Origin of the sequence: Streptomyces sp. UG1, from assembly GCF_049974585.1 — a bacterium.
Lineage (GTDB): Bacteria > Actinomycetota > Actinomycetes > Streptomycetales > Streptomycetaceae > Streptomyces.
Genome location: NZ_JBNGGG010000044.1, coordinates 57829 through 84804 on the forward strand (window position 1 = coordinate 57829; position 26976 = coordinate 84804).

General features: G+C 71.4%; 20 protein-coding genes. 15 read left to right on the top strand and 5 right to left on the bottom strand.

The window, feature by feature from the left end; translation table 11 throughout:
- Positions 1-208: 208 nt before the first annotated feature.
- Together lepA and ACP4J3_RS39140 are read left to right on the top strand one after the other, a co-directional pair.
- Positions 209-2077 (top strand): translation elongation factor 4, encoded by a 1869-nt coding sequence (gene lepA, locus ACP4J3_RS39135; RefSeq protein WP_426541097.1) that lies wholly within the window; start codon positions 209-211, stop codon positions 2075-2077.
- A gap of 250 nt (positions 2078-2327) precedes the next feature.
- Positions 2328-4202, top strand: a complete 1875-nt coding sequence (locus ACP4J3_RS39140) for an AMP-dependent synthetase/ligase (RefSeq protein WP_426541098.1) — start codon at positions 2328-2330, stop codon at positions 4200-4202.
- Positions 4203-4228: 26 nt separating this feature from the next.
- Here the strand turns inward: ACP4J3_RS39140 and ACP4J3_RS39145 are convergent, their stop codons facing one another.
- Together ACP4J3_RS39145 and ACP4J3_RS39150 are read right to left on the bottom strand one after the other, a co-directional pair.
- Positions 4229-4789, bottom strand: coding sequence for a response regulator (locus tag ACP4J3_RS39145; RefSeq protein ID WP_426541099.1), 561 nt, complete (start codon positions 4787-4789; stop codon positions 4229-4231).
- Positions 4786-8829: a HAMP domain-containing protein gene (locus tag ACP4J3_RS39150; protein WP_426541100.1), complete on the bottom strand. Its 4044-nt coding sequence runs from the start codon at positions 8827-8829 to the stop codon at positions 4786-4788. Before ACP4J3_RS39150 ends, ACP4J3_RS39145 begins: the two co-directional genes overlap by 4 nt.
- 192 nt (positions 8830-9021) lie before the next feature.
- On the opposite strand from ACP4J3_RS39150, the gene ACP4J3_RS39155 reads away from it, so the two are divergent.
- The 3 genes from ACP4J3_RS39155 to ACP4J3_RS39165 all read left to right on the top strand — a co-directional run bounded on the left by ACP4J3_RS39155 (position 9022) and on the right by ACP4J3_RS39165 (position 12939).
- Positions 9022-10959 (top strand): SpoIIE family protein phosphatase, encoded by a 1938-nt coding sequence (locus tag ACP4J3_RS39155; protein WP_426541101.1) that lies wholly within the window; start codon positions 9022-9024, stop codon positions 10957-10959.
- 51 nt (positions 10960-11010) lie between these two features.
- Positions 11011-12243, top strand: a complete 1233-nt coding sequence (gene hemW, locus ACP4J3_RS39160) for a radical SAM family heme chaperone HemW (protein ID WP_426541102.1) — start codon at positions 11011-11013, stop codon at positions 12241-12243.
- Positions 12244-12348: 105 nt separating this feature from the next.
- Positions 12349-12939 (top strand): Uma2 family endonuclease, encoded by a 591-nt coding sequence (locus tag ACP4J3_RS39165; protein WP_426541103.1) that lies wholly within the window; start codon positions 12349-12351, stop codon positions 12937-12939.
- Here ACP4J3_RS39165 and ACP4J3_RS39170 read toward each other — a convergent pair.
- A complete protein-coding gene (locus ACP4J3_RS39170; RefSeq protein ID WP_426541104.1) occupies positions 12917-13732 on the bottom strand; it encodes a DUF3097 domain-containing protein in 816 nt (271 codons plus the stop codon). The two genes, ACP4J3_RS39165 and ACP4J3_RS39170, sit on opposite strands and share 23 nt — an antisense overlap.
- A 31-nt stretch (positions 13733-13763) precedes the next feature.
- Positions 13764-14495, bottom strand: a complete 732-nt coding sequence (locus ACP4J3_RS39175) for an MBL fold metallo-hydrolase (protein ID WP_426541105.1) — start codon at positions 14493-14495, stop codon at positions 13764-13766.
- 163 nt (positions 14496-14658) lie between these two features.
- On the opposite strand from ACP4J3_RS39175, the gene hrcA reads away from it, so the two are divergent.
- The 10 genes from hrcA to ACP4J3_RS39225 all read left to right on the top strand — a co-directional run bounded on the left by hrcA (position 14659) and on the right by ACP4J3_RS39225 (position 25740).
- Positions 14659-15675, top strand: coding sequence for a heat-inducible transcriptional repressor HrcA (gene hrcA / locus ACP4J3_RS39180; RefSeq protein WP_426541106.1), 1017 nt, complete (start codon positions 14659-14661; stop codon positions 15673-15675).
- Positions 15676-16815 carry a molecular chaperone DnaJ gene (gene dnaJ / locus ACP4J3_RS39185; protein ID WP_426541107.1) on the top strand — a complete coding sequence of 380 codons (1140 nt, stop codon included), beginning with the start codon at positions 15676-15678 and terminating at the stop codon, positions 16813-16815. It abuts the gene before it with no gap.
- 166 nt (positions 16816-16981) lie between these two features.
- Positions 16982-18067 carry a nitronate monooxygenase gene (locus ACP4J3_RS39190; RefSeq protein ID WP_426541108.1) on the top strand — a complete coding sequence of 362 codons (1086 nt, stop codon included), beginning with the start codon at positions 16982-16984 and terminating at the stop codon, positions 18065-18067.
- Positions 18064-18822 (top strand): 16S rRNA (uracil(1498)-N(3))-methyltransferase, encoded by a 759-nt coding sequence (locus tag ACP4J3_RS39195; protein ID WP_426541109.1) that lies wholly within the window; start codon positions 18064-18066, stop codon positions 18820-18822. The genes ACP4J3_RS39190 and ACP4J3_RS39195 overlap by 4 nt, the downstream gene beginning before the upstream one ends.
- A gap of 20 nt (positions 18823-18842) precedes the next feature.
- Positions 18843-19235 (top strand): VOC family protein, encoded by a 393-nt coding sequence (locus ACP4J3_RS39200; protein WP_426541110.1) that lies wholly within the window; start codon positions 18843-18845, stop codon positions 19233-19235.
- Between the two features lie 98 nt (positions 19236-19333).
- Positions 19334-19903, top strand: coding sequence for a hypothetical protein (locus ACP4J3_RS39205; RefSeq protein WP_426541111.1), 570 nt, complete (start codon positions 19334-19336; stop codon positions 19901-19903).
- Positions 19904-19978: 75 nt separating this feature from the next.
- Positions 19979-23191, top strand: coding sequence for a S41 family peptidase (locus ACP4J3_RS39210; RefSeq protein WP_426541112.1), 3213 nt, complete (start codon positions 19979-19981; stop codon positions 23189-23191).
- Positions 23192-23455: 264 nt separating this feature from the next.
- The gene (locus ACP4J3_RS39215) at positions 23456-23809 is read left to right on the top strand and encodes a histidine triad nucleotide-binding protein (protein ID WP_426541113.1); all 354 of its coding nucleotides are present in this window, start codon (positions 23456-23458) and stop codon (positions 23807-23809) included.
- Positions 23810-23821: 12 nt separating this feature from the next.
- Positions 23822-24727, top strand: coding sequence for a ribonuclease Z (locus ACP4J3_RS39220; protein WP_426541114.1), 906 nt, complete (start codon positions 23822-23824; stop codon positions 24725-24727).
- Positions 24728-24747: 20 nt separating this feature from the next.
- Positions 24748-25740, top strand: a complete 993-nt coding sequence (locus tag ACP4J3_RS39225; RefSeq protein WP_426541115.1) for an adenosine deaminase — start codon at positions 24748-24750, stop codon at positions 25738-25740.
- On the opposite strand, the gene ACP4J3_RS39230 is transcribed toward ACP4J3_RS39225, so the two are convergent.
- On the bottom strand, positions 25733-26956 hold the full coding sequence (locus ACP4J3_RS39230) for an MFS transporter (protein ID WP_426541116.1): 1224 nt from the start codon (positions 26954-26956) through the stop codon (positions 25733-25735). The two genes, ACP4J3_RS39225 and ACP4J3_RS39230, sit on opposite strands and share 8 nt — an antisense overlap.
- Between the last annotated feature and the right edge of the window lie 20 nt (positions 26957-26976).

Consider the following 26976-nt stretch of genomic DNA (forward strand, 5'->3'; position numbering starts at 1 on the left):
ACCGGGCCGCACGGGAGCCGCACGGGACCTGTACCGGGTGATTTCTTCGGGGTGCGCCTCGCCTGAGAGGGCATGAGGCACAGCCACCCAGACTACCAGCGGCCCGGCCGACGGCCCAAAACGGTCCCCGGTCGCCGCCCATGGGACCATGGAAGCTACGTATCGATCCGACCCGAGGCATAAGGCGCCTCAAGAGACAGGACCCTGCGTGCCCGCGACCCCTAACAATGTGCCCGAGCCGAGCCGTACCGACCCGGCTCGGATCCGCAATTTCTGCATCATCGCGCACATCGACCACGGCAAGTCCACGCTCGCCGACCGGATGCTCCAGCTCACCGGTGTGGTCGAGCAGCGGCAGATGCGTGCTCAGTACCTCGACCGGATGGACATCGAGCGTGAGCGCGGCATCACGATCAAGTCCCAGGCGGTGCGTCTGCCGTGGGCTCCGACCCACGACCCCGGCACCACGCACATCCTCAACATGATCGACACCCCGGGGCACGTCGACTTCACCTACGAGGTCTCACGGTCGCTCGCCGCCTGCGAGGGCACCATCCTCCTCGTCGACGCCGCCCAGGGCATCGAGGCCCAGACCCTCGCCAACCTCTACCTGGCGATGGAGAACGACCTCACGATCATCCCCGTACTGAACAAGATCGACCTGCCGGCCGCGCAGCCCGAGAAGTTCGCCGAGGAGCTCGCCAACCTCGTCGGCTGCGACCCCGACGACGTGCTCAAGGTCTCCGCCAAGACCGGACTCGGTGTCGAGGCGCTGCTCGACAAAGTCGTCGCCGAGATCCCGGCCCCGGTCGGCGTCAAGGACGCCCCCGCCCGCGCGATGATCTTCGACTCCGTCTACGACTCCTACCGCGGTGTCGTGACGTACGTGCGTGTCATCGACGGACAGCTCAACAAGCGCGAGCGCATCAGGATGATGTCGACAGGCGCCACCCACGAGCTGCTGGAGATCGGGACGAACTCGCCGGAGATGCTGCCGGCCGACGGCCTCGGCGTCGGCGAGGTGGGCTATCTGATCACCGGTGTGAAGGACGTCCGCCAGTCCAAGGTCGGTGACACCGTCACCAGCCAGCACAAGGGCGCCACGGAGCCGCTCGGCGGCTACAAGGACCCCAAGCCGATGGTCTTCTCCGGCCTGTATCCGCTGGACGGCTCCGACTACCCGGAGCTGCGCGAGGCCCTCGACAAGCTCCAGCTCAACGACGCCGCGCTGGTCTACGAGCCGGAGACCTCCGCCGCCCTCGGCTTCGGCTTCCGTGTCGGCTTCCTCGGCCTGCTCCACCTCGACGTGATCCGCGAGCGCCTGGAGCGCGAGTTCGGGCTCGACCTGATCGCCACCGCCCCCAACGTGGTCTATCGCGTGATCATGGAGGACGGCGAGGAGGTCACCGTCACCAACCCGAGCGAGTTCCCCGAGGGGAAGATCGCAGAGGTGTACGAGCCGGTCGTGCGGGCCACGATCCTCGCGCCCACCGAGTTCATCGGCGCGATCATGGAGCTGTGCCAGACCCGCCGCGGCACCCTGCTCGGCATGGACTACCTCTCCGAGGACCGCGTGGAGATCCGCTACACGCTCCCCCTCGCCGAGATCGTCTTCGACTTCTTCGACCAGCTCAAGTCCAAGACGCGCGGCTACGCCTCCCTGGACTACGAGCCCACGGGCGAGCAGTCCAGCTCCCTCGTCAAGGTCGACATCCTGCTGCACGGCGACAAGGTCGACGCCTTCTCGGCGATCACCCACAAGGAGCAGGCGTACGCGTACGGCGTGCGGCTCGTCGCCAAGCTGAAGGAGCTGATCCCGAGGCAGAACTTCGAGGTGCCGGTGCAGGCCGCCATCGGCTCCCGGGTGATCGCCCGCGAGACCATCCGCGCCATCCGCAAGGACGTCCTCGCCAAGTGCTACGGCGGTGACATCTCCCGTAAGCGCAAGCTGCTGGAGAAGCAGAAGGAAGGCAAGAAGCGGATGAAGATGGTGGGTTCCGTGGAGGTTCCGCAGGAGGCCTTCATCGCCGTACTGAGCAGTGATGACAGCGCGGGGTCGGGCAAGGGCAAGAAGTAACCGCCGGTAACGGAGCGTTGCCCGGCAAATCGCCGCAACCAGGGGCCCGCCGTACAAAGTGCGGTGGGCCCCTACGCGTGCGTAGCGTCGCTCTCTGTAGGAAGTAACAGGCCGCAGCCCCTTACGCGGCGGCCGGTCGGGCTCTACCCTGATCCCTGCTCGATAGTTACTCGTGAGTTAAACAAACGCTACTGCGTGAAGCCAGCCGCAATTGAGCCAGCCGCACTGTCGCGGGCCCCCGGAGGATGTCGTGAGCGAGACACAGACACTGATCGAGAACCGTCCGCCGAGCGTGGCGACCCTCTTCCTGGACCGCGTGACCGCCACGCCGGACGCCGAGGCCTACCGCTATCCGGTGCCCGCGGCCTCCGGTGCGGGTCCGGACGACTGGAAGTCGCTGAGCTGGGCGCAGGCCGCCGAGCGGGTCCATGCCATCGCGGCCGGACTCATCGAGCTGGGCGTGCAGCCCGAGCAGCGCGTCGCCCTCGCCTCCTCGACCCGGATCGAGTGGATCCTCGCCGACCTGGGCATCATGTGCGCCGGCGCCGCGACGACCACCGTCTATCCGCAGACCAACGCCGAGGAGTCGGCGTTCATCCTCTCCGACTCCGAGAGCCGGGTGCTGATCGCCGAGGACGCGGCGCAGCTCGCCAAGGCGCGGGAGAAGCGCGCCGAGCTGCCGAACCTCACGCATGTCGTCGTCATCGACCCGGCCGGCGTCGAGACCGCCGACTGGATCCTCACCCTCGACGAGCTGGAGAAGCGCGGCGCTGCCCGGCTGGAGAAGGACGCCGACCTGATCAAGGAGCGGGTCGGCGCGATCACCAAGGACCAGCTCGCCACCCTCATCTACACCTCCGGCACCACCGGCCGCCCCAAGGGCGTGCGCCTGCCGCACGACAACTGGGCGTACATGGCCAAGGCGATCGCCGCCACCGGGCTGGTCGGCGCCGAGGACGTGCAGTACCTGTGGCTGCCGCTCGCGCACGTCTTCGGCAAGGTGCTCACCTCCGGCCAGATCGAGGTCGGGCACGTCACCGCCGTCGACGGCCGTGTCGACAAGATCATCGAGAATCTGCCGGTCGTGCAGCCGACGTACATGGCGGCCGTCCCGCGCATCTTCGAGAAGGTCTACAACGGGGTCGCCGCCAAGGCCCGCGCGGGCGGCGGCGCCAAGTACAAGATCTTCCAGTGGGCCGCCGGGGTCGCCCGCGAGTACGCCAAGGTCTCCCAGGACAACTTCCGGCGCACCGGCACCCACTCCGTGCCGTTCGGCCTCGGCGCCAAGCACAAGGTCGCCGACGCGCTGGTGTACGCCAAGATCCGCGAGGCCTTCGGCGGCAACCTGCGCGCGTGCGTGTCCGGCAGTGCCGCGCTCGCCCCGGAGATCGGCTACTTCTTCGCCGGCGCCGGCATCCACATCCTGGAGGGCTACGGCCTGACCGAGTCCTCGGCCGCCTCCTTCGTGAACCCCGGCGAGGCCTACCGCACCGGCACGGTCGGCAAGCCGCTGCCCGGCACGGAGGTCCGTATCGCCGATGACGGGGAGATCCTGCTGCGGGGTCCCGGCATCATGGAGGGCTACCACGGGCTGCCGGACAAGACCGCCGAGGTGCTGGAGGCCGACGGCTGGTTCCACACCGGTGACATCGGCGAGCTGTCCCCGGACGGCTACCTGCGCATCACCGACCGCAAGAAGGACCTCATCAAGACGTCCGGCGGCAAGTACATCGCGCCCGCCGAGGTCGAGGGCCAGTTCAAGGCGGTGTGCCCGTACGTCTCCAACATCCTGGTGCACGGGGCCGACCGGAACTTCTGCACCGCGCTCATCGCCCTGGACGAGGCCGCGATCCTCGGATGGGCCGAGGAGAACGGGCTCGGCGGCAAGTCGTACGCCGACGTGGTGGCCGCGCCGGCGACCGTGGCGATGGTGGAGGGGTACGTCAAGCAGCTCAACGAGGGCCTGCAGAAGTGGCAGACCATCAAGAAGTTCCGGCTGCTGCCCCGGGATCTCGATGTCGAGCACGGTGAGATCACGCCGAGCCTGAAGCTGAAGCGGCCCGTGGTGGAGCGGGAGTACAAGGATCTGATCGAGGAGATGTACGCGGGTACGCGCGAAGCGTAGGCCGGGTGGGGCCGGGAGGAGCACCCTCACCCGACAAGACGGCGTATCTCGTGCACCCTCGCGCGTAGGTCCGTCAGGTTCGGGGGCGTGTCCTCGGAGAGCTGTTCCTCCAGGGCCGCCAGTCGGGTGCTCAGTTCCCTGCCGTGGCTGTGCTCGCGGCTCAGCAAGCGCTCGAGCTGCCTGTTCTTGCGGTACAGGTCCAGGAACACGGTCACCTTCGCGCGCAGCACCCATGGATCGAACGGCTTGGTCAGATAGTCGGCGGCCCCGGTGGAGTAACCGCGGAACGCGTAGCCGGGGTCGTCGTCCGCGCCGGTCAGGAAGATGATCGGCACGTCCTTGGTCTGGTCGAGCCGTTTGATGTTCGTGGCGGTCTCGAAGCCGTCCATGCCCGGCATCCGGACGTCGAGCAGGACCAGGGCGAAGCGTTGCCGCAGCAGCGCCTTCATGGCCTGCTCGCCCGAACGCGCGCGGACGAGCGGCTCGTTGAGGGACCCCAGGACGGCCTCCAGCGCGATCAGGTTGTCCTCCATGTCGTCGACCAGGAGGATGCCGGCACGCTCGTCGGTCGTTGCCTCAGCGATCATGGTGATTCGGCCTCATTCAGTCCTCGGCGCGGCGCCGTCTCCTCGGTGGCGTCCGTCGCCCCGTCTTCTCGGGTGCCGTCCGCGCCCTCGGGGTCCAGGAGGTCGCGGACGACGGTGAGCAGTTGATCCACGTCCACCGGCTTCGGTACGTAGCCGTTGGCGCCCCGCGCGATGGACTTCTCCCGGTCCGCGGGCATCGCCTTCGCGGTCAGGGCGACGATGGGCAGGTGCGCCCAGCGCGGGGTGCGGCGGATGACGGAAATCGTCTCGTAGCCGTCCATCTCCGGCATCATGATGTCCATCAGGACGAGTTCCACGTCCGGGTTGCGCTCCAGCATCTCGATGCCCTCGCGGCCGTTCTCCGCGTACAGCACCGGCATGCCGACCCGGCCCAGCACATGGGTGAGCGCGAAGACGTTGCGGATGTCGTCGTCCACGATCAGCACCCGCCGGCCCGGCAGCACCCGTCCGGCCCGGCCGGTCTGCCAGGCCTCCAGCTTGGTCGGCGTCGGCCAGGTCTCCTCCGCGTCCTGGGCGGCCGGGGGCGGCTCGGCCGGCCGCTGCTGCGGCATCGGCAGCGGACGGCTCTCGGAGGCCGGGCCGGTCGCCGCGTGACCGGGGCTGACGACCGGGACGTACAGCGTGAACGTGGAGCCCTGGCCGAGTTCGCTCTCGGCGACGATACGGCCGCCCAGCAGGCCCGCGATCTCCCGGCTGATGGACAGGCCCAGGCCCGTGCCGCCGTACTTGCGGTTGGTCGTGCCGTCGGCCTGCTGGAACGCCTCGAAGATCACGGGGAGTTTCTCCGCGGCGATGCCGATGCCGGTGTCGGACACCGCGAAGGCGATCACCTCGCCGCTCTCGTGGAGCCGGCTCACCCGCAGCTCGACCCGGCCCTTCGCGGTGAACTTGATCGCGTTGGACAGGAGGTTGCGCAGGATCTGCTGGAGGCGCTGCTCGTCGGAGTACATCTCGCGCGGCACGCCCTCGCCGACCGACACCTCGAAGGCGAGCCCCCGGTCCAGGGTGAGCGGGCGGAACGTGGCGTGGACGTAGTCCAGGAGCTTGATCAGCGGCAGCCGCTTGGGGCGTACGTCCATCCGGCCCGCCTCGATCTTCGACAGGTCCAGGATGTCGTTGATCAGTTGCAGCAGGTCCGAGCCCGAGCGGTGGATCGTCGTCGCGAACTGGACCTCCTGGTCGGAGAGGCGGCCGTCCGGGTTGTCGGAGAGCAGACGGGCCAGGATCAGCAACGAGTTCAGGGGCGTGCGCAGCTCGTGCGACATGTTCGCCAGGAACTCCGACTTGTACTGGGAGCTGGTCGCCAGCAGCGCCGCCTTCTCCTCCAGCTCGGCGTTGGAGCGCCGCAGCTCCGCCTGCTGCATCTGGAGTTCGTCCGAGCGCTCCTGGAGCTGCCTGGCCAGGCGCTGGGACTCGCCGAGCAGGGACTCCGTACGGGAGTTGGCGATGATCGTGTTGATCGCGACGGCGATGGTGTTCACGAACTGGTCGAAGAACGCCAGGTGCACGTCGGAGAAGCCGGAGAACGACGCCAGCTCGATCACGCCGAGGAGCCGGTCCTCGAAGAGGACCGGGATGATGACGACACTCGCGGGCGTCGCCGCCCCGAGCCCGGAGGCGATCTTGACGTAGTCGGGCGGCACCTCCTCCACCAGGATCCGCTTCTTCTCCAGGGCGGCCTGGCGGATCAGGGTGTGCCCCGGGCTGTCCGGCGCCTCGACGACGGAGGCCTCCGCCGAGCCGTATCCGGCGATGAACGCGAGCCCCTTGCCGGGCAGGAGCGAGGGCTCCGCGGTGTGTTCGGCGTCCGGGTCGGCCAGGAAGAACGCGCCGTACTGGGCGTTCACCAGCGGCGTCAGCTCGCGCAGCAGCAGGTCGGCGACCTCCATCAGGTCCCGGTGGCCCTGCATCAGGGCGGCGAGGCGGGTCAGGTTGGACTCCAGCCAGTCCTTGGCGCGGGTCGTCTCGCGCAGGTTGGCCACCATCAGGTTGATGTTGTCCTTCAGCTCGGCGACCTCGCCGCGCGCCTCGACCGTGATCGAGCGGGACATGTCGCCCTGGGCCACGGCGGAGGCGACCTCGGCGATCGCGCGGACCTGGGTGGTCAGATTGAGGGCGAGTTCGTTCACGTTGGTCGTCAGGCGCTTCCAGGTGCCGTAGACGCCCTCGACCCTCGCCTGGCCGCCGAGCTGGCCTTCGCTGCCGACCTCGCGGGCCACGCGGGTGACCTCGGAGGAGAAGGAGGAGAGGGTGTCGACCATCGTGTTGATGGCGGTCTTCAGCTCCAGGATCTCGCCGCGGGCGTCCACGTCGATCTTCTTGGAGAGATCGCCGTTGGCGACGGCGGTGGTGACCTGGGCGATGTTGCGGACCTGCGAGGTGAGGTTGTCGGCCATGTAGTTGACGTTGTCGGTGAGGTCCTTCCAGACCCCCGAGACGCCCCGCACCTGCGCACGGCCGCCCAGCCGGCCGTCGGTGCCGACCTCGCGGGCGACCCGCGTCACCTCGTCGGCGAAGGCGCGCAGCTGCTGCACCATCGTGTTGACGGTGTCCTTCAGCTCGAGGATCTCGCCGCGGGCGTCGACCGTGATCTTCTTGGAGAGGTCGCCGTTGGCGACGGCGGTGGTGACCTGGGCGATGTTGCGGACCTGTGAGGTGAGGTTGTCGGCCATGTAGTTGACGTTGTCGGTGAGGTCCTTCCAGACCCCCGAGACGCCCCGCACCTGGGCCTGGCCGCCGAGCCGTCCGTCGGTGCCGACCTCGCGGGCGACCCTGGTCACCTCGTCGGCGAAGGCCGAGAGCTGGTCGACCATGGTGTTGATGGTCGACTTCAGCTCCAGGATCTCGCCCTTCGCCTCGACCGTGATCTTCTTGCCGAGATCGCCCTGGGCGACGGCGGTGGAGACGAGGGCGATGTTGCGGACCTGCGAGGTGAGGTTGTCCGCCATGAAGTTGACGTTGTCGGTGAGGTCCTTCCAGACCCCCGACACACCTCGCACCTGAGCCCGGCCGCCGAGGTTTCCCTCGGTGCCGACCTCGCGGGCGACCCTGGTGACCTCGTCGGCGAAGGCGGAGAGCTGGTCCACCATCGTGTTGACGGTCGACTTGAGTTCGAGGATCTCGCCGCGGGCGTCGACGGTGATCTTCTGGCTCAGGTCGCCGTTGGCGACGGCGGTGGTGACCTGGGCGATGTTGCGGACCTGCGAAGTCAGGTTCGACGCCATGAAGTTGACGTTGTCGGTCAGGTCCTTCCATACGCCGCTGACGCCCCGCACCTGGGCCCGCCCGCCCAGTTGCCCTTCCGTGCCGACCTCGCGGGCGACCCGCGTCACCTCGTCGGCGAAGGCGGAGAGCTGGTCGACCATCGTGTTCACGGTCAGCTTCAGTTCGAGCAGCTCGCCGGTCGCCTCGACGGTGACCGTGCGGGTGAGGTCGCCGCGGGCCACGGCCGTCGTCACCGCCGCGATGTCCCGCACCTGGGCCGTCAGCCGGGACGCCATCGCGTTGACCGCCTCGGTCACGTCCCGCCAACTGCCCGACAGCCCCCGCACCTTGGCACGGCCGCCGAGCCGGCCCTCGGTGCCCACCTCGCGGGCCACCCTCGTCACCTCGCCGGTGAACAGGGAGAGCTGGTCGACCATCCTGTTCACGGCCCGGCCGAGGCGGCGCAGGTCGCCGCGCAACTGGCGGGTGCCGTCGTGCAGATCGACGCGCTGGGTCAGGTCGCCGCCGGCCACCGCGTCCAGCACGCGCGTCGCGTTCGCCGCCGGGGCCGCCAGGGCGTCGAGCAACTGGTTGACGTCGTTGACGCGGGTCGTCCACATGCCCTGGCCCGGGCTCGCCGAAAGCCGCTCGTCGAGCCTGCCGTGCCGGATCAACTCCCTTTTGACGCGTTGCACTTCCCCGCTGAAGTGGGTGCTGCGGTCCATGATCTGGTTGAAGACCGCGGTCAGCTCGGCCACGACCGGCTCCCCCGTCTCCGGGAGCCTGCGGAAGTCGCCGTCACGGGCCGCCGTCATCGCGGCCAGCAGTGGGCGCAGCGCCGATGCTCGAATTTGACCGTCTTTCTGTCCTTCTTCGAGCACACGCGTAGCACGGTTCTCACTCATGGCGGCCCACTTCGGTAACTCGGTGCTTATGGGCGTGGCCAGTCTGTCACTCTGTCGGCGTCGACTGAGGCGTATTCGTCCGAACCGTTCGGGGAGCTGTACATGGGGGCCATTCCGGCGCAACGGGAGACCGTCACCCGTGCCTGTGATGCGCCTGCGCGGGACGGCGGGCACGTGCAGGCCCGCACCACCCTGCCCGGCAGCCCGCTCTCCCCGGGCTCCGCCCGCACCCTCGTGCGCGCCGCCCTCGCCGACTGGGCCGCCTCCGGACTCCCCGGCACCGAGCACGTCACCGACCGCCTCGTCGACGACGCCGTCGTGGCCGTCAGCGAACTGGTCACCAACGCCGTCGTGCACGCCGGCACCGAGGTCGAGCTGTCCTGCCGGCTGGAGGACGACGGCGCCCTGGTCGTCGAGGTCCTGGACCACCACCCCTCGCGCTCCCCGCGCGACGGCGGGCTGGAGGCGCCGTACGAGACACCGGAGTACGGGCGCGGGCTGCGGCTGGTGTCCCGGCTCGCGGAGTCCTGGGGCGTCACCTACCGCACCGGCGCCAAGACCGTGTGGGCGCGGCTGCCCGCCGAGGACCCGGTGGCGGCCAAGGACGACATCGAGGCCTACGCCGAGGAACGCGCCCTGGAGCGCGGGCTGCGCGTCGCCGAGATCCTCGCGCCGGAGCCCCAGCGCGCCGAGCGGGACCGGGACTGGCTCAACCGGGGCGCCCTGTCCTTCCTCGCCGAGGCCTCCGACCTGCTCGCCGGGCAGCTCGACGAGAACCTTGTCGCCGCGCTCGCCGGCCAGCTCATCGTGCCGCGGCTGGCGGACTGGTGCGCGGTGTGGCTGGAGGACGAGGTCGCCGGGCGCTGGGGATACCCCCGATCCGGTGACACACAGGGCGGGGCGGGCTGGGCCGTGGACGGCACGGCGGGCACCGGGCCCCGGCTCGCCCGCGTCTGGCACGGCTCGGAGAGCCTCATCGAGGAACTGCGCCGCGCCCTGGAGAAGGAGCCGCCGCTGCCGCCCGACAACCAGCGCACCGGGCCCGTCCCCTACCCCTGGCCCGGCGAGGCGCTCGGCGCCCGCCAGGCGCACGGCACCGCGCTCGCCTACCGCCTGGTCGCCGGCGGCCATCCGCTGGGCACCCTCGTCATCGGGCGGGCCGACCTCGTGCGCTTCCCCGACGAGGTCACCGGACTCGTCGAGGACCTCAGCCGCCGGGTGGCCCTCGCCATCGGCGCGGCCCGCCAGTACGCCCGCCAGGCCACCATCAGCCGGGTCCTGCAACGCGGACTGCTGCCCGGCGCCGTCGCGGAGATCCCCGGGGTGGCCAGCGCCCTCGTCTACGAGCCGTACGACAAGGGCGGCCCGAGCGGCGACTTCTACGACCTGTTCCCGGCCGGCGACGGCCGCTGGTGCTTCGCCATCGGGGACGTCCAGGGCAAGGGCCCGGAAGCCGCGGTGGTGATCGGCATCGCCCGGCCCTGGCTGCGGCTGCTCGCCCGCGAGGGCTACCGCGTCGCCGACGTCCTCGACCGCCTCAACCAGCTCCTCCTCGACGACGCCACCGAGGCCGCCGACGCCGCCGCCCGCGCCCTGGCCGGCCCGGCGGCCCCCGGCGACGGCCCGCAGACCCGCTTCCTCTCCCTGCTCTACGGCGAACTGACCCCCTTCGACGGCGGCATCCGCTGCACCCTCGCCTCCGCCGGCCACCCCCTGCCGCTGCTGCTCGGCGAGGACGGCGAGGTCCACACGGCCGCGCAGCCGCAGACCCTCCTCGGGGTCGTCGAGGACGTGACGTACACCAGCGAGACCTTCGAGCTGCGCTCCGGCGACACCCTGCTGTGCGTGACGGACGGGGTGACGGAGCGGCGCAGCGGCTCCCGCCAGTTCGACGACGGCGACGGCCTCGCGGCGGCGCTCGCCGGGTGCGCGGGCCTGAACGCCCAGCTCATCGCGGAACGCATCCGCAGGCTGGTGCACGAGTTCGGCGGGCGTCCGCCCGAGGACGACCTGGCGCTGCTGGTGCTGCAGGCCGAGTGACCCGCGAGGTATGGGACGAGGTACGGGATGAGGTACGGGACAATAGAACCCATGCCCTCCGCACTCCCCGACGGCGAGCCCGTCCCGGCCGACGGCGCGCTCCCGCCGACCGCGCTCGCCGGCGCGGCCGACCGCCCCCTCGGCTTCTACCTGCACGTCCCGTACTGCGCGACCCGCTGCGGCTACTGCGACTTCAACACCTACACGGCGACCGAGCTGCGCGGCACGGGCGGGGTGCTGGCGTCCCGCGACAACTACGCCGAGACGCTGATCGACGAGATCCGCCTGGCGCGCAAGGTCCTCGGCGACGATCCGCGCCCGGTCCGCACGGTCTTCGTCGGCGGCGGTACGCCGACGCTGCTGGCCGCCGACGATCTCGTACGGATGCTGGGGGCGATCCGTGACGAGTTCTCACTGGCGCCGGACGCGGAGATCACGACGGAGGCGAACCCGGAGTCGGTGGACCCGGAATATCTCTCCACACTGCGGGACGGTGGCTTCAACCGGATCTCCTTCGGCATGCAGAGCGCCAAGCGGCATGTGCTGAAGGTCCTGGACCGCACCCACACACCGGGACGTCCACAGGCGTGCGTTGCGGAGGCCCGCGCGGCGGGCTTCGAGCACGTGAACCTGGACCTGATCTACGGCACCCCGGGCGAGTCGGACGACGACTGGCGGACCTCGCTCCAGGCGGCGATCGGCGCCGGTCCCGACCACATCAGCGCGTACGCCCTGATCGTCGAGGAGGGCACCCAGCTCGCCCGCCGCATCCGCCGGGGCGAGGTCCCGATGACCGACGACGACGTCCACGCCGACCGGTACCTGATCGCGGAGTCGGTGCTGGCCGAGGCGGGCTTCGACTGGTACGAGGTCTCCAACTGGGCGACCTCGCAGGCGGGGCGGTGCCTGCACAACGAGCTGTACTGGCGGGGCGCCGACTGGTGGGGCGCGGGTCCGGGAGCCCACTCGCACGTGGGCGGGGTGCGCTGGTGGAACGTGAAGCATCCGGGCGCGTACGCGGCGGCGCTGGCGGCGGGGCGGTCGCCGGGGGCGGGGCGGGAGCTGCTGTCGGAGGAGGACCGGAGGGTCGAGCGGATCCTGCTGGAGCTGCGGTTGCGGGAGGGGGTGCGGCTGGAGTTGCTGCGGGAGGAGGGGCTGGCGGCTTCTCGACGGGCGCTGGGGGAGGGGTTGCTGGAGGCCGGGCCGTACGAGGAGGGGCGCGCGGTGCTGACGCTTCGGGGGCGGTTGCTGGCGGATGCGGTGGTCAGGGATTTGGTGGATTGATCACTCGGGCGAGTGAATCGGTGCGGAACGACGGTTCGGTCCCTAACCTGGTTCGTAGGCTGCCGCCGTAAGCACACGGTGGCGGAAAACCGGAGGACTGCGGAGATGACCGCTGTGGACGACCGACCGATGGCCACCGGCATCGTGAAGATCTTCGAGAACCTTGAGGTTCCCGACGGCTTCAAAGTGGAGCTCCTCCGGGGGGAAATCGTGATGATGGCGGGGCCGGACGTGGTCCACAACTACATCGTGGAGACGGTCCAGGACCAGATTCCCCGGCGGCGCTGGAGCCGACTTCAGACTCAGGACATCGCGATGCTCCAAGAGACCAGTGAGCCGCAGCCGGACCTTGTGGTGATCGAGCGCGGCGCTGGTCCGGACCACGGGAGGCTGATGCCGTCCGAGGTCATCACCATGTTGGTGGAGGTCGTCTCCAAGACCAGTGTTCACCGCGACTACGGGGTGAAGCGCTCGATCTACGCGGCGGCAAAGGTGCCCTCCTATCTGATCATCGACCCCGTCATGGCCCAGGTTGTTCTCCTGACCGAGCCCACGGGCAGCGGCGAGGACGCGGACTATCGACGGCAGCGCATCACCAAGTTCGGAGATCTCACGCCCTTGGAACCCCTCGGAATCGAGCTGGACACCAGCGAGTTCGGTACCTACCAGGGCGTCAGGCCCCACCGCTTTCCGTAACGAAGTCGATCAGCTCCTCCACCCGCCCCAACAACTCCGGCTCAAGGTCCCTGTAAGACCCCACCCGCCCCAGAATCGCCTGCCACACCGCCCCGGTGTTCTCCGACGGCCACCCCAGCGCCCGGCACACCCCCGTCTTCCAGTCCTGCCCGCGCGGCACCCGCGGCCACGCCTCGATGCCCAGCGACGACGGCTTCACCGCCTCCCAGATGTCGATGTACGGGTGGCCCACCACCAGGGCGTGCTCGCTGGTCACCGACTCGGCGATGCGCCACTCCTTCGTGCCCGGCACCAAGTGGTCCACCAGGACCCCCAGCCGCGCATCGGGACCCGGCGCGAAGTCCGCCACGATCGACGGCAGGTCGTCGACGCCCTCCAGGTACTCCACCACCACGCCCTCGATGCGCAGGTCGTCGCCCCACACCTTCTCGACCAGCTCGGCGTCGTGGCGGCCCTCCACGTAGATCCGGCCGGCGCGGGCCACGCGCGCGCGTGCGCCGGGGACGGCCACCGAACCGGATGCCGTACGGGTGGGACGTACCGGAGCCGCGCCCGACGGCCGGACCAGGGTCACCGCCTTGCCCTCCAGCAGGAACCCGCGCGGCTCCAGCGGGAACACCCGGTGCTTGCCGAAGCGGTCCTCCAGGGTCACCGTGCCGGCCTCGCAGCGGATCACCGCGCCGCAGAACCCCGTGCCGGGCTCCTCGACGACCAGGCCGGGCTCCGCCGGTACCTCGGGGACGGGCTTGGGCTTCTTCCAGGGCGGGGTCAGGTCCGGGGAGTACTGGCGCATTCGGACGACGATAGGAGAAGCGCGCCCGCGGTCACTGCGACACGCCGAATCTGGACGCCAGCTCCTCGCGCTGGCGTCGTACGAACGCCGCGTCCACCACCGCTCCGTGACCGGGCACGTACAGCGCGTCCTCGCCGCCCAGGTCCAGCAGGCGGTCCAGGGCGGCCGGCCAGTGCGACGGTACGGCGTCGGGGCCCGCCTGGGGTTCGCCGGACTCCTCCACGAGGTCCCCGCAGAAGACGACCTCGGGGTCGCCCGGCACCAGCACGACCAGGTCGTGAGCCGTGTGCGCCGGGCCCACGTTCGCCAGCAGGACCTGCCGGCCGCCGCCCAGGTCGAGGGTCCACTCGCCGCTGACCTGGTGGTGGGGGCTGACCAGGGCGTCCACCGCCTCCTCCGCCGCCGTCGGGTCCAGGCCCTCGCGCACCGCCTCCCCGCGCAGCTCGTCGCGCGCGTGCCGGCCCTCCAGCACCGTGTCCATGCCCACCGGGCCGTACACCTCCGCCCCCGCGAAGGCGGCCGCGCCGAAGACGTGATCGAAATGGGGATGCGTCAGCGCGAGATGAGTCACACGGCGACCCGAGAGCCACTGCGCCTGTGTACGCAGCCTCGCGCCCTCCGCGAGGCTCGACCCGGCGTCCACGACCAGCGCGGTGCCGTCCCCGACGACCAGCCCCGCCGTGCAGTCCCAGCCCGGAAGCCGGCACCGCCCCACCCCGGCCGCCAGCCGCTCCCACCCGAGCTCTTCCCAAGTCACCGTCATACGGCGACGCTAGCTGGGACACCACCGTCGGGCACGGCGGTGCTGCCCGGCCTTGCCCGGGGTGTACCCCACCGCCGTACACTGGCCGGGGACGGCTGGCACTCGGATGGACAGAGTGCCAGGAAACGCGCCAAGGGGAACGAGTTCTGGAGGTGTGCGCGGGATGCTGAGTGAACGCAGGCTTCAGGTACTGCGCGCCATCGTCCAGGACTACGTCGGGACCGAGGAGCCGGTCGGCTCGAAGGCCCTGACCGAGCGGCACAACCTCGGTGTCTCCCCGGCCACCGTGCGCAACGACATGGCGGCCCTGGAGGACGAGGGCTTCATCGCCCAGCCGCACACCAGCGCCGGGCGCATCCCGACCGACAAGGGCTACCGGCTGTTCGTCGACAAGCTCGCCGCCGTCAAGCCGATGACCCCGCCCGAGCGGCGCGCCATCCAGAACTTCCTCGACGGCGCCGTGGACCTCGATGACGTGGTGGCGCGGACCGTGCGGCTGCTCGCGCAGCTCACCCGGCAGGTCGCCGTCGTGCAGTACCCGTCCCTGACCCGGTCCACCGTCCGCCATGTCGAGCTGCTCTCGCTCGCGCCCGCGCGCGTGATGCTCGTACTGATCACGGACACCGGCCGGGTCGAGCAGCGGATGGTCGACTGCCCGGCGCCCTTCGGCGAGGCCTCCCTCGCGGATCTGCGCGCACGGCTCAACAGCAAGGTCGCGGGGCGGCGCTTCACCGATGTGCCGCGCCTCGTCGAGGACCTCGCCGAGGCCTTCGACGTCGAGGACCGCGGCACCGTCTCGACCGTGCTCTCCACCCTCCTGGAGACGCTCGTCGAGGAGAACGAGGAGCGGCTGATGATCGGCGGCACCGCCAATCTCACCCGCTTCGGGCATGACTTCCCCCTCACCATCCGGCCTGTCCTGGAGGCGCTGGAGGAGCAGGTCGTGCTCCTCAAGTTGCTTGGTGAGGCCGGGGATTCGGGCATGACCGTGCGCATCGGGCACGAGAACGCCTACGAAGGACTCAACTCCACGTCCGTCGTGTCGGTGGGCTACGGTTCGGGCGGCGAGGCAGTCGCCAAGCTCGGCGTGGTCGGACCGACCCGCATGGATTACCCGGGAACGATGGGAGCGGTACGCGCAGTGGCACGTTACGTCGGACAGATCCTGGCGGAGTCGTAAGTGGCCACGGACTACTACGCCGTGCTCGGCGTGCGTCGCGACGCGTCGCAGGAAGAGATCAAGAAGGCCTTCCGGCGGCTCGCGCGCGAGCTGCACCCGGACGTCAACCCGGATCCGAAGACCCAGGAGCGGTTCAAGGAGATCAACGCCGCCTACGAGGTGTTGTCGGATCCGCAGAAGAAGCAGGTCTACGACCTCGGCGGCGACCCGCTCTCGCAGCAGGGCGCCGGTGGCGGCGCGGGCGGCTTCGGGGCCGGTGGGTTCGGGAACTTCTCGGACATCATGGACGCGTTCTTCGGTACGGCGTCCCAGCGCGGACCGCGCTCGCGCACCCGGCGCGGCCAGGACGCGATGATCCGGCTGGAGGTCGAACTCGACGAGGCGGCCTTCGGCACGACGAAGGACATCCAGGTCGACACGGCCGTCGTCTGCAACACCTGCAACGGTGAGGGGGCCGCGCCCGGCACCTCCGCGCAGACGTGTGACATGTGCCGCGGTCGCGGTGAGGTGTCGCAGGTGACGCGGTCCTTCCTGGGCCAGGTCATGACCTCGCGGCCGTGCCCGCAGTGCCAGGGCTTCGGGACCGTGGTGCCCACGCCGTGCCCCGAGTGCGCCGGCGACGGGCGGGTACGCTCCCGTCGCACCCTGACCGTCAAGATCCCGGCCGGTGTCGACAACGGCACGCGGATCCAGCTCGCCGGTGAGGGCGAGGTCGGGCCCGGTGGCGGTCCCGCCGGTGACCTGTACGTAGAGATCCATGAGCTGCCCCACCCGACCTTCCAGCGGCGTGGCGACGATCTGCACTGCACGGTGACGATCCCGATGACGGCGGCGGCGCTCGGCACGAAGGTCCCGCTGGAGACCCTGGACGGCCTGGAGGAGGTCGACATCCGCCCGGGCACCCAGTCCGGCCAGTCGATCCCGCTGCACGGCCGGGGCGTCACCCACCTGCGCGGCGGCGGCCGGGGCGATCTCGTCGTCCACGTCGAGGTCACGACCCCGACCAAGCTGGACCCCGAGCAGGAGCGCCTGCTGCGCGAGCTGGCCAAGCTGCGCGGCGAGGAGCGTCCGCAGGGGCAGTTCCAGCCGGGGCAGCAAGGGTTGTTCTCCAGGCTGAAGGACGCGTTCAACGGGCGCTGACCGTGGGTGGGGGTCGCTCGCCGTAGCCGGGGGCTGCGCCCCCGGACCCCCGCTTCGGCCCTGAACGGGCCTCGTCCTCAAACGCCGGACGGGCTGATTGTTGCTGGCACATACCAAGCGGTGCACCCGATTCGGACTTGTTCGGAGGACGTGACAACATGCCGTCATGTCCTCCGCACTGACCGATCTCTTCCCCCATCCGATCGTGCAGGCCCCCATGGCAGGCGGCGTCTCCGTGCCGCAGCTCGCCGCCGCGGTGTCCGACTCCGGTGGGCTGGGGTTTCTCGCTGCCGGGTACAAGACCGCCGACGGGATGTACCAGGAGATCAAGCAGTTGCGAGGGCTGACCCAGCGTCCCTTCGGCGTCAACCTGTTCATGCCGCAGCCCGAGCACGCCGACGCCGCCGCCGTCGATGTCTACTCACACCAACTGGCCGGTGAGGCCGCCTGGTACGAGGTCGAGCTGGGGGACCCCGACAGCGGACGCGACGACGGCTACGACGCCAAGCTCGCCGTACTGCTCGACAACCCGGTGCCGGTGGTCTCCTTCCACTTCGGCGTGCCCAGCGGCGACGTCCTGGAGTCCCTGCGCCGCGCCGGCACCGTCACCCTCGTCACCGCCACCACCCCGGACGAGGCCCTCGCCGTGCAGCGGGCCGGCGCCGACGCGGTGATCGTGCAGGGCGTCGAGGCCGGCGGCCACCAGGGCACCCATCGTGACAACCCCGAGAACGAGGGCGCCGGCATCGGACTGCTCTCCCTCGTCGCCCAGGTCCGCGAGACCGTGAGCCTGCCGCTCGTCGCCGCCGGCGGCATCATGCGCGGCAGCCAGATCGCCGCCGCCCTCGCGGCCGGTGCCAGCGCCGCCCAGCTCGGCACCGCCTTCCTCGCCACCCAGGAGTCCGGCGCCAACGCCCTGCACAAGCAGGCGCTGACCAACCCCCTGTTCGTACGGACCGAGCTGACCCGCGCCTTCTCCGGTCGCCCCGCGCGCGGCCTCGTCAACCGCTTCATGCGCGAGCACGGGCCGTACGCCCCCGCCGCCTACCCCGAGATCCACCACCTCACCTCGCCGCTGCGCAAGAAGGCCGCCGCCTCCGGCGACCCGCAGGGCATGGCCCTGTGGGCGGGGCAGGGGCACCGCATGGCCCGCGAGCTGCCCGCCGGGCAACTGGTGGAGGTGCTGGCCGCCGAACTGGACGCGGCCCTGACAGCGTTGTCGGCGTTCCCGCGAGGCGGTGCCGGCCGATGACCGCGCCGGTCTTCGTCGTCGAGTCGCTGGACGGGACCATCGGTTCCGCCGGCGGCGAGTACGTGCTCGACGGGCCCGAGGGGCGGCACGCCGTCTCGGTGAAGCGGCTGCGGCCCGGCGAGGACGTCGTCCTGACCGACGGGCACGGGCGCTGGGCCGAGGGTGTCGTCAAGGCGGCCGAGGGCAAGGACCGGCTCGTGGTGGAGCTCGGCGCCGTGGCCGAGGAACCGGAGGAGCGGCCCCGTATCACCGTCGTCCAAGCGCTTCCCAAGGGCGACCGCGGCGAGCTCGCCGTCGAGACCATGACCGAGACCGGCGTCGACGCGATCGTGCCGTGGGCGGCCGCCCGGTGCATCACGCAGTGGAAGGGCGAGCGGGGCGCCAAGGCCCTCGGCAAGTGGCGGGCCACCGCGCGCGAGGCCGGCAAGCAGTCGCGCCGGGTGCGCTTCCCCGAGGTCGCGGAGGCGGCGACGACCAAGCAGGTCGCGGCGCTGCTCGCGCGGGCCGACTTCGCCGCCGTACTGCACGAGGAACGCGACTACGGCAGCGAGCCGCTGGCGACGGCCGAGCTGCCCGCCGAGGGCGAGATCGTACTCGTCGTCGGCCCCGAGGGCGGGGTGTCCCCCGAGGAGCTGGCCCTCTTCGAGGAGGCGGGGGCGAAGGCGTACCGTCTGGGCCGTACCGTCCTGCGCACCTCCACCGCCGGAACCGCGGCGACGGCACTGCTCCTCGGCCGCACCGGCCGCTGGTCCTGATCCGGGGAGGGACGTCCGCCGTGGAACTCGCCCAAGTGAGACTGCTGGTCAGTGACTTCGCCGCCTGTTACCGCTTCTACGCCGACGTCCTCGGCCTCAAGCCGCAGTCCGGCGCGACCGAAGGGCCGTACGAGAAGTTCAGCCCCGCCACCGGCTCGGCGGGCATCGCCCTGCAGGACCGGGCGATGATGGCCGAGGTGCTGGGCGAACTCGGCGACGACGCCAGCGGCCACCGCTCACTGGTCGTGCTGCGGGTGGACGACCTGGACGCCTACTGCGCGCAGATCACCGAACGCGGCGCCACCCTCCTGCACGGCCCCGCCCCCATGACCGACCGCATGCGCGTCGCCCACCTCAAGGACCCGGAGGGCAACCTGGTGGAGCTGCAGGAGTGGCTGCTGCTGCGCACCTGAGCCGGGGCCGGGTCCTGGGGCACCTGTGACGTGCGAGCGCCGGGTGTGGCCGTATGTGCTCTACCGCGGTGGCCGGGACAGTGGCAGGCTGCCCTCTCATGGGGGCTTTCAGGAGGGTTTGGGGCCGCTCGGGGCGGCGCGCGCGTGGGGTGCGGGTGGCCGGTGCGGCGGGCGTGGCGGTGCTCGCCGTCGGCGGGGTGGCGGCCTGCGATCCCGGTGGGCTGAACACCGCGACCGTGGCGTTCACGACCGACCAGACCGTGACCGCCGAGCTGGAGCGGCAGAAGGCCGACGTGCAGTGGCTCAACTGCACCGGCTCGTACGACAACGACGGCAACGGCAACGGCGGCGGCAACAGCTCGGCGACGGCCACTGAGAACACCGTCGTCAAGGTCGACTGCGAGGGCGAGACCTCCGACGGCAAGGACATCACCGTCACCGGCCGGATCACCCGCGCGGTCAGCGGTGCCTGTGTGCGGGGGGACCTCGTCGCCAAGATCGACGGCAAGGAGTGGTTCCACGTGAACGGGCTGGGCAACTGCAACGCCACGCCCTCGCCGGTCAACCCGCCCGGCAACGGACAGCAGCCCGGCCCCACCGTCACGGTGACCGTCACCAAGACCGTCTACTGCAAGGAGCACCCGAACTGCTGGCCGGAGGGCAAGTGAGCGCTTTCCGGCGGGAGTTCGGGCAAGTGATCCAAAGGCCTGTCCCCGGACGCCGCCCCTGCCTATGGTGATCGGGTGACTCAGTCAGCGACGCCCGGATCGTCTTCGTATCTCCGGTATCCGCATCTCCACGGCGACCTGGTCGCCTTCACCGCCGAGGACGACGTATGGCTCGCCCCCCTCGACGGCGGCCGGGCCTGGCGGGTCAGCGCCGACAACGTGCCGGTCTCCCGGCCGCGCATCTCGCCCGACGGCACGACCGTGGCGTGGACCTCCACGCGTGACGGCGCCCCCGAGGTGCACATCGCCCCGGTCGCGGGCGGACCCTCCAAGCGCCTGACACACTGGGGCAGTTGGCAGACCCGGGTGCGCGGCTGGACCCCGGACGGCCAGGTCCTGGCGATCAGCACCCGGGGCCAGGCGGGCAACCGCCGCACCTGGGCCCACACGGTCCCGCTCGACGGCGGACCCGCCACCACCCTGCCGTACGGCCCCGTCGGCGACGTCGTGCACGGCCCGCACCTGGTCCTCGCCTCCGCGCCGATGGGTCTTGAGGCCGCGCGGTGGAAGCGGTACCGGGGCGGTACCGCGGGCAAGTTGTGGATCGACCGTGAGGGGGACGGCGAGTTCGTACGGCTGCATGCGGAGCTGGACGGCAACCTGGAGGACCCCGTGTGGGTGGGGGAGCGGCTGGCGTTCCTCTCCGACCACGAGGGCGTGGGGGCGGTGTACTCCTCCCTCGCCGACGGGTCCGACCTGCGGCGCCACACGCCCGTCGACGGCTTCTACGCCCGGCACGCCGCGAGCGACGGCACCCGCGTCGTCCACGCCTGCGCCGGTGAACTCTGGCTCCTGGACGACCTCGACGGCACCGAGCCGCGCAGGCTCGACATCCGGCTCGGCGGGCAGCGCACCGACCGGCAGCCGTACCCGCTGAACGCCGCCCGCGCCTTCGGGGAGGCCGCGCCCGACCACACCGCGCGCGGCAGCGCCGTCTGCGTCCGGGGCGCCGTGCACTGGGTCACCCACCGCTCCGGTCCCGCCCGCGCGCTCGCCGCCGAGCCCGGCGTACGGGCCCGGCTGCCGCGCACCTTCCGGGCGGAGGGCGAGGAGTGGGTCGTATGGGTCACGGACGCCGAGGGCGACGACGCGCTGGAGTTCGCCCCCGCGACCGGCCTCGCGCCCGGGGCCACCCCGCGCAGGCTGGCCGCCGGGCAGCTCGGGCGGGTGCTGGAGCTCGCCATGGCGCCCGACGGAAGCCGGGCCGCGGTCGCCGCGCACGACGGGCGGCTGCTGCTCGTCGAACGGGAGAGCGGCGAGGTGCGCGAGGTCGACCGCAGCGCGGACGGGGACGTCTCCGGGCTGGTCTTCTCGCCCGACTCGGCCTGGCTCGCCTGGTCGCACCCCGGCCCGCGCCCGCTCAGCCAGCTCAAGCTCGCCAACACCACCGACCTGTCCGTCTCCGAGGCGACCCCGCTGCGCTTCCAGGACTACGCGCCCGCCTTCACCCAGGACGGCAAGCACCTGGTGTTCCTCTCGACGCGGGCCTTCGACCCGGTCTACGACGAGCACGTCTTCGACCTCGCCTTCGTGGTCGGCTCCCGCCCGCACCTGATCACCCTCGCCGCCACCACCCCGTCCCCCTTCGGCCCGCAGCGCCACGGCCGCCCCTTCGACGCGCCCGACAAGGACGAGACGCCCGACAGCGAGGGCGCCCCGGCCACCCGTATCGACCTCGAAGGGCTCGCCGACCGGATCGTGCCGTTCCCGGTCGAGGCCGCCCGCTACACCAACCTGCGGGCCGCCAAGGACGGCGTGCTGTGGCTGCGGCACCCCGTGCGCGGCGCCCTCGGCTCCTCCCGGGCCACGCCCGAGGACCCCGAGCCCAAGAACGAGCTCGAGCGCTACGACCTCGCCCAGCGGCGCGTGGAACATCTCGCCGACGACGCCGACGACTTCGAGGTCAGCGGCGACGGCAAGCGGGTGCTGCTGTGGACCGACGGCCGGCTCAAGGTGGTGCCGAGCGACCGGCGGGCCTCGGGCGAGGAGGACGGCGACTCGAACATCACCGTCGATCTGACGCGCGTACGGCAGACCGTCGACCCCGCGGCCGAGTGGCGGCAGATGTTCGACGAGGCAGGCCGCATCATGCGCGACCACTTCTGGCGGCCGGACATGAGCGGCGTGGACTGGACGGCCGTACTGGACCGCTACCGTCCCCTGCTCGAGCGGGTGGCCACCCATGACGACCTGATCGACCTGCTGTGGGAGGTCCAGGGCGAGCTGGGCACCTCGCACGCCTACGTCACCCCGCGCGGCGGATACGGCAGCGGTGCCCGGCAGGGTCTGCTCGGCGCCGACATCTCCCGGCACCCGGACGGCAGCTGGCGCATCGACCGCATCCTGCCGTCGGAGACCTCCGACCCCGAGGCCCGGGCGCCGCTGGCCGCGCCCGGCGTCGCGGTGCGGGCCGGGGACGCGATCGTGGCGGTGGCCGGGGTGCCGGTGGACCCGGTGGCCGGGCCCGGACCGCTGCTCGTCGGCACGGCGGGCAAGGCGGTGGAGCTGACGATCTCGCCGGCCGGCGGCGGGGACGTACGGCACGCGGTGGTCGTGCCCATCGCGGACGAGCAGCCGCTGCGCTACCACGCGTGGGTCGCGGACCGGCGGGCGTACGTCCACGAGAAGTCCGGCGGGCGGCTCGGCTATCTGCACGTCCCGGACATGCAGGCGCCGGGGTGGGCCCAGATCCATCGCGACCTGCGGGTGGAGGTGGCGCGGGAAGGGCTCGTCGTGGACGTGCGGGAGAACGGCGGCGGGCACACCTCCCAACTGGTCGTGGAGAAGCTGGCGCGGCGGATCGTGGGCTGGGAACTGCCGCGCGGGATGCGGCCGTTCAGCTATCCGCAGGACGCTCCGCGGGGCCCTGTGGTCGCGGTGGCGGACGAGTTCTCCGGCTCGGACGGGGACATCGTGAACGCCGCGATCAAGGCGCTGGGGCTGGGGCCGGTGGTGGGCACCCGGACATGGGGCGGCGTGATCGGGATCGACAGCCGGTACCGGCTGGTCGACGGGACGCTGATCACCCAGCCGAAGTACGCGATCTGGCTGGAGGGGTACGGGTGGGACGTCGAGAACCACGGCGTCGACCCGGACGTGGAGGTGGTCCAGCGCCCGCAGGACTGGGCGGCGGGGCGGGACGCACAGCTGGACGAGGCGGTGCGGCTGGCACTGGCGGGTCTGGAGGAACACCCGGCGAAGTCACCACCGACCCTGCCGGATCACTGAGCGGTTTGTTTCGCCCCCGCCGCCCCTACCCGTCCCATCCCAGGGGGCTCTGCCCCCTGGACCCCCGCTCCTCAAACGCCGGAGGGGCTGGATTTTCCAGCCCGTCCGGCGTTTGAGGACGAGGCCCTTTCGGGGCCGAAGCGGGGGTCTGGGGGCGGCAGCCCCCAGGGGACGGGAATGGGTAGGGGCGGCGGGGGCGAGGAAAGTGGGGGGCGGGGATAGCATGCCTCGGAATGGGATCACACGGCGTGAGGAGGCACACGCATGGCAGGGGAGCCGCAGGACGACTGCCTGTTCTGCAAGATCGTCGAAGGGCACGTGCCGGCGACGATCGTGCGGGAGACGGAGACGACCGTCGCGTTCCGGGATATAAACCCCCAGGCGCCCACTCATGTCCTGGTGATCCCCAAGGCGCACTACCGGGACGCCGCCGCCCTCGCCGCCGGTGATCCCACCCTCGCCGCGGACGTCCTGCGGGAGGCGCAAGGCGTCGCCGACGAGGACAAGCTGGAGAGCTACCGCATCGTCTTCAACACCGGCCCCGGCGCCGGCCAGACCGTCTTCCACGCGCACGCCCACATCCTCGGCGGCCGTGGCATGCAGTGGCCCCCCGGCTAGGCCGAAGTCGTCGTGTCCGTACGTGAGTTGGTCGTCCTGGGGACGGCGAGCCAGGTTCCCACCCGGCACCGGAACCACAACGGGTACCTGCTGCGGTGGGACGGGGAGGGCATCCTCTTCGACCCGGGCGAGGGCACCCAGCGGCAGATGCTGCGGGCCGGGGTCGCCGCCCACGACCTGAACCGGATCTGTGTCACCCACTTCCACGGCGACCACTCCCTCGGACTCGCCGGGGTGATCCAGCGGATCAACCTCGACAAGGTCCCGCACCCCGTCACCGCGCACTACCCGCGCTCCGGGCAGCGCTTCTTCGACCGGCTGCGGTACGCCACCGCCTACCGCGAGACCGTCGACCTCGCGCAGGACCCGATCAACATCGACGGCGTCATCGCCGACACCGGTGGCTACACCCTCCACGCCGCCCGGCTCTCGCACCCCGTCGAGTCCTACGGCTATCGCCTCGTCGAGCCCGACGGCCGCCGCATGCTGCCCGAACGGCTCGCCGCGCACGGCATCCAGGGGCCCGACGTGGGGCGGCTCCAGCGGGAGGGGACGCTCGGCGGGGTCTCGCTCGACGACGTGAGCGAGGTCCGGCGCGGCCAGCGGTTCGCGTTCGTCATGGACACCCGGCTGTGCGACGGGGTGTACACCCTCGCCGACGGCTGCGACATGCTCGTCATCGAGTCCACCTTCCTGGACGAGGACGCCGGACTCGCCGCCGAGCACGGTCATCTGACCGCCGGTCAGGCCGCCCGCGTCGCCCGCGACTGCGGCGTACGGCATCTCGTGCTCACCCACTTCAGCCAGCGCTACACCGACCCCGACGAGTTCGAGCGGCAGGCGCGGGACGCCGGCTTCGCGGGGGAGCTGACGGTGGCGCACGACCTGCTGCGGGTACCGGTTCCGAAACGTCGGTGATACGGCCGTACGATTCTTTGATGCCCCTCCCGAAAGCAGAACTGCACCTCCATATCGAAGGCACCCTGGAACCCGAGCTGGCCTTCGAACTGGCCGCCCGCAACGGCGTCACACTGCCTTACGGCGACACCGAAGAGCTGCGCGAGGCCTACCGGTTCGAGGATCTGCAGTCATTCCTGAACCTGTACTACGAGCTGATGGCCGTCCTGCGCACCGAGCGGGACTTCGCGGATCTCGCGCACGCCTATCTCGCCCGCGCCGCCGCCCAGGGCGTGCGGCACGCGGAGATCTTCTTCGACCCGCAGGCGCACACCAAGCGGGGACTCGAACTGGGCACGGTCGTCGAGGGGCTGTGGCGGGCGCTGGAGCGGAGCGAGGCCGAGCACGGGGTCTCGACCCGGCTCATCATGTGCTTCCTGCGCGACGACTCCGCCGAGTCGGCCATGGAGACGCTGCGCGCCGCCGAGCCGTACCTCGACCGGATCACCGGCATCGGCCTCGACTCGGCCGAGGTCGGGCACCCGCCGGTGAAGTTCCGCGAGGTGTACGAGGCCGCCGCCGCGCTCGGGCTGCGGCGCGTCGCGCACGCCGGCGAGGAGGGGCCGGCCGCCTACATCACCGAGGCCCTGGACGTCCTGGGCGTCGAGCGGGTCGACCACGGGCTGCGCTGCATGGAGGACGCCGACCTGGTGGCGCGGCTGGCGCGGGAGCGGGTGCCGCTGACGCTGTGCCCGCTGTCGAACGTGCGGCTGCGGACCGTCGACACCCTCGCCGGGCATCCCCTGCCCGCGATGCTCGACGCCGGGCTGATGTGCACGGTCAACTCCGACGACCCGGCCTACTTCGGCGGGTACGCCGGCGACAACTTCGACGCGGTGCGCTCGGCGCTGGGCCTTGACCGGGAACGGCTGCGGGAGCTCGCCCGCAACTCCTTCCTCGCCTCCTTCCTGGAGGACGACGAGGAGCTGCGGGCGCGGTATCTGGCCGAGGTGGAGGCGTACGAGTTCAGGTAGCCGGGGCGAGGCGGTCGGTCGCGGTCGCGGTGTCCAGGGGGATCTCGACGACCTCGACGACCTCGGCCATCTCGACCGGTTCCACGGGCTTGCGCGTCCGCCCGCCCCGTGCCACCGCCGTCATCGGCAGGGCGAGCAGAAGCAGCCCGACCGCCAGCACCGCGCCCATGACTTCGAACCCCGCCCGCGCCGACAGCAAGCTCCCGACCAGCGGGCCCGCCGCCGTGCCCAGCGCCGACGCCGAGCCGACCAGCACCGCCCAGCGGCCGCGCGGGTCGAGGGAGGCGGCCAGGCCGATGACGTACAACAGGACGACCGGGTAGAGGGTGTTCCAGGCGATCTCGCCGGTCGCGAAGGTCGGCAGGTCGGTCGCGGAGGCGCTGAGCACGATGCAGGCCGCTATCAGGACCGTCCCGCCGCCGATGGGCAGCGCGCGACCCAGGCGCGGGCCGAGCGCACCGGCCCCGGTCACGCCGAGCAGCCCGGCGCCGAGCCCCACCGCGAACACCGCGCCGACGGTGGCCTCGGGCAGATGCGCCTGCGTCAGGCCGATCCGGCCGCTGACGCCCCACAGGGAGTTCTGGGCGAGGGACCAGCACAGCATGCAGGCGGCGAGGGTCAGGCCGGCGCGGCGATGGGGGAGCGGGGTGGCGGCGCGGGTGGTCTGTGGATGCGGCGCGGCGTCCGACGGCAGCCGGCTCGTCGTCGGCCATACGGCGAGTGCGGTGAGGGCGATCGCGGCCAGCGGTTGGCCGTGGCCCGCCCCGAGGTGCGGCACGGTCAGGTAGGCGGTGCCCGCGAGGGCGGAGACGCTGAGCAGGCCGACCGTGGTGACCCGGTGCGGGTCGGGCTGCGCGGCGATGCGGGTGGCGGCGACCGCGGTGGCCGTACCGGATCCGAGGCCGCCGATCAGCACGCCGAGGACGACGGCCGGTACGGCGTGCGTCAGGGCCGCGCCGCCGTAGCCGAGGAGGGCCAGGGCGAGGCCGGTGCGGGCCAGCCTGCGGGCGCCGACGCGCTCGACGCGCGATGCCAGCAGGAAGCCGGCGGCCGCCGAGCCGAGCAGCAGCGTGCTGCCGACGGCGCCGGCCTGGGTGGGGGAGAGCGGAAGTCCGGAATCGAGCCTGCCGACGACGGTCGGCAGCAGATACGGGGCGAGGTACCCGGCCGTGAAAAGGGCGACGAGGGGCCAGGGGGTGGTGCGGGGGGCGAACACGGGCGTTCCCAGGGCATGCG

What these genes read in the sequence shown, in the direction of transcription:
- ACP4J3_RS39145 (WP_426541099.1), bottom strand. Translation starts at nt 4,789, where the DNA reads ATGATCGCTGAGGCAACGACCGACGAGCGTGCCGGCATCCTCCTGGTC.
- ACP4J3_RS39150 (WP_426541100.1), bottom strand. Translation starts at nt 8,829, where the DNA reads ATGACGGCGGCCCGTGACGGCGACTTCCGCAGGCTCCCGGAGACGGGG.
- ACP4J3_RS39155 (WP_426541101.1), top strand. Translation starts at nt 9,022, where the DNA reads ATGGGGGCCATTCCGGCGCAACGGGAGACCGTCACCCGTGCCTGTGAT.
- hemW (WP_426541102.1), top strand. Translation starts at nt 11,011, where the DNA reads ATGCCCTCCGCACTCCCCGACGGCGAGCCCGTCCCGGCCGACGGCGCG.
- ACP4J3_RS39165 (WP_426541103.1), top strand. Translation starts at nt 12,349, where the DNA reads ATGACCGCTGTGGACGACCGACCGATGGCCACCGGCATCGTGAAGATC.
- ACP4J3_RS39170 (WP_426541104.1), bottom strand. Translation starts at nt 13,732, where the DNA reads ATGCGCCAGTACTCCCCGGACCTGACCCCGCCCTGGAAGAAGCCCAAG.
- ACP4J3_RS39175 (WP_426541105.1), bottom strand. Translation starts at nt 14,495, where the DNA reads ATGACGGTGACTTGGGAAGAGCTCGGGTGGGAGCGGCTGGCGGCCGGG.
- hrcA (WP_426541106.1), top strand. Translation starts at nt 14,659, where the DNA reads ATGCTGAGTGAACGCAGGCTTCAGGTACTGCGCGCCATCGTCCAGGAC.
- ACP4J3_RS39190 (WP_426541108.1), top strand. Translation starts at nt 16,982, where the DNA reads ATGTCCTCCGCACTGACCGATCTCTTCCCCCATCCGATCGTGCAGGCC.
- ACP4J3_RS39195 (WP_426541109.1), top strand. Translation starts at nt 18,064, where the DNA reads ATGACCGCGCCGGTCTTCGTCGTCGAGTCGCTGGACGGGACCATCGGT.
- ACP4J3_RS39205 (WP_426541111.1), top strand. Translation starts at nt 19,334, where the DNA reads ATGGGGGCTTTCAGGAGGGTTTGGGGCCGCTCGGGGCGGCGCGCGCGT.
- ACP4J3_RS39215 (WP_426541113.1), top strand. Translation starts at nt 23,456, where the DNA reads ATGGCAGGGGAGCCGCAGGACGACTGCCTGTTCTGCAAGATCGTCGAA.
- ACP4J3_RS39225 (WP_426541115.1), top strand. Translation starts at nt 24,748, where the DNA reads ATGCCCCTCCCGAAAGCAGAACTGCACCTCCATATCGAAGGCACCCTG.